General features: G+C 69.1%; 2 protein-coding genes. One reads left to right on the top strand and one right to left on the bottom strand.

The features are described 5' to 3' along the window. The coding region (locus tag D472_RS0115240) for a tetratricopeptide repeat-containing protein (protein ID WP_017605344.1) at positions 1–946 on the top strand (946 nt) is incomplete at its 5' end. A gap of 26 nt (positions 947–972) precedes the next feature. Here D472_RS0115240 and D472_RS0115235 read toward each other — a convergent pair. Beyond that, the gene (locus tag D472_RS0115235; RefSeq protein ID WP_017605343.1) at positions 973–2,361 is read right to left on the bottom strand and encodes an MFS transporter; all 1,389 of its coding nucleotides are present in this window, start codon (positions 2,359–2,361) and stop codon (positions 973–975) included. Between the last annotated feature and the right edge of the window lie 376 nt (positions 2,362–2,737).

Below are 2,737 nucleotides of genomic sequence, written 5' to 3'. Positions count from 1 at the left end.
CCCCCGCCGTGGCTCGCCCCTGGAGCGGCGGCTTCAGGCCGGTGCCCAGGCGCTCATCGAACACGCCCCCGAAGGTGCGCTGTGGGAAGGCGAGCCCCACCCGCTGTTGCTACGCGTGGGCACCTCCGTGTGGGACGGCGCCCCCGAGGGACCGCTCCCCTACCGGGAACTGATCCTGGACGCGTCCTACCGGGAGCTGGAAGAGGCCTACGAACGCCACCTGCTCGAAGAAGGCCCCGACGGTCCGAGTACCCGCGAGGTTCGGCACTCACTGGCCTTCCTCCGCGCCAGGTCCAAGGACCTCACCGGGGCGATGGTGCGTTTCAGGCACCTGAGCATCGACCCGGGCGGGCGTTCGGGCCACTTGGAGACCCTCAGTGCCCGTGGCAACCTGACACTGTGCCTCGCCCAGTCCGGCGACCTGACCGGCGCCACGCGCGAGGCTCGGGAACTCCTGGCCGACCAACGCCGCCACCTGGGTCCCGAGCACCCGAGCACGTTCACCACCCTGCACAACCTCGCGCACTGGCGCGGCGCCTGCGGGGATCCCCAAGGCGCCGCCGACGACCTGGGCCATCTGGCCCGCGTCCGCGCCACGGTGATGGGCGCCGATCATCCGGCCACCCTGAACCACCGCCACGACCAGGCGTACTGGTCGGCCCGCGCCGGAGACGTGGAGACGGCCCTGCGGGTCTTGGAGGAGGTCCTTGGCGTCCGAGAGCGGGTGCTGGGCGCCCGACACCCGGACACGGTGGCGGGGCGCCGCAGGCTGGAACGGTTGCTCCGCCAGACCCGGGCCCGCGCGGAGGAGGCCCTCGACGGGGGTTCGCACTCCGATGAGGGCGGAGTCCGAGGCGGCGAGGCCGCTGGGAACGGGGGCGGCCACGAACTCGACCCCAACGACGAGTCCACCGGCCCGCAGACCGTCGACCGCCTACGGGGATGACCCCCGGCCCGCTTCCGATCCGGTGCTCACCTCCTGGAGCCGCCCTCCTGGCCTTCCGTTCGAGAGCTCTGGCCCCGGGCCTCCTCGAGCTGTTCGGCTTCGATCCGGTCGGCCCGGGCGACGACGCCACGGATGCTGCGAATCGCCAGGGCCAGGGAGACCAGCACGAGGGTGCCCGAGGCGAGGGGGACGTAGTACAGCTCCACTCGACCGAGCAGTCCCCCCAGCAGTGCCGCCACCGGACCGAAGGCGGTTCCGGAAACCTGCACGAAGGACATGACCCGGCCCAACCGGCCACCGGGAACGATGAGCTGGATCGCCCCCAACATCACGATGTTGGACGAGGTGGTCGCGAATCCCAGGATCGTCCACGCCACGACGGCGACGTAGGCGTTGGGTGCCAGGGCGAAACCGAAGAAGCAAAGGCCGGTGACGGTGAACAGCACCAACTCCAGACGGAACCGACCCAGGCGAGCGACCATTCGGCCGACGGTGATGGCGCCGAGCAGCGCACCCACGGCGGAGGAGGCCAGGAAGAGACCGTAGAGGGCGGCCGGCACCCCGAAGTGTTCTTGGGCGAGCAGCACCATGACCGCGCTCAGCCCCATGAAGGCGGCGTTCAGGGCCACGTTGAAGACCAGGATGGGGCCCAGGGAACTACCGCGAAAGACGAAGTCGAACCCTTCCCGAAGCTCGGCCAAGGGTGAGGGACGCCGGTCGGGGGTGGCCGATTCCTCAGCGGACGGGGAGGCCTCCAAGGTGGTGGGCCGTGACCGGCGGACCGCCAAGGGCAGGCCGAGCAACACCAGGGCGCCCAAGAGGTAGGTACCGGCGTTGACCGCGATGGGCACGAAGGCCATGACCGCGAAGAGGAACCCGGCCAGTGGACCACCCGCGAACTCTTGGCCGACGGTACGACCGCCCTCGAGCCGCCCGTTGGCCCGATCGATGGTCCCGGCCGGAGCGATGTCGGGCAACATCGCGCGCCCTGCGAGGTCGTAGAAGACCTCGCAGCTCATCACGGTGAACATGACCGCGTAGAGCACCCAGATACCGGCGTGACCGGTGGCGATCAGCGCTGCCAAGGCGATCAGGGCACCGGCCCGCCCCAGGTTCGTGGCCACCATCAGCCGTACCCGGTCCACCCGGTCCACGACCACCCCGGCCACCAGACCGAAGAGCAACCAGGGCAAAAAGCGCGCCACCAGCAACCCGGACACCAGGAGGGGGTCGTTGGTGAGCATCGCCGCCACCAAGGGCAGGGCGATGGTCATCATCCCGTCACCGAGGTTGCTGGACAGGCTGCCGACCCAGAAACGGTTGAAGTCCCGCCCGAGGCCGGGGGTGGGGGTGGATTCGGTGCCAGAGCCGGAGGTGGATTCGGGGTCCACGTTCGTGGGGGGTTCTTCCTGCAAGGAGGGTGCCTTTCCAAGGTGGGCGGGGGGTAGGGGGTTCCTCCCTGTCCCGCCACATGATTGTTGCCGTTCGCACTGAGCGACTCAAGGCGACGTCGTGTTGCTGGAACGAGGGGACTGATGACCTTGACCCACACGGCGCCGCACGGGCAGCCACCATCACGTGGCCGGGAGGGGGAACCACCAGGAAAGAATCCGCCGTACATCGACTTCGCCCGTGGTGGCCCCGGCCTGAGGAAGAACCCACTCATCCAGGGCCACCGAGTCCTCGAACCCAAGAGTCAAGGTTCCAGGAGTCCGAAACGAAGACACGAATCCACTCCCACTGCCGCAGGGCGGTTTCAAAGTTGATCTTGGGGTTTACTGCTCGTGAGCG

This window comes from Nocardiopsis alkaliphila YIM 80379 (assembly GCF_000341005.1).
In the GTDB taxonomy this organism is placed as follows: Bacteria; Actinomycetota; Actinomycetes; order Streptosporangiales; family Streptosporangiaceae; genus Nocardiopsis; species Nocardiopsis alkaliphila.
This window is presented reverse-complemented; position numbering and strand designations above follow the sequence as displayed.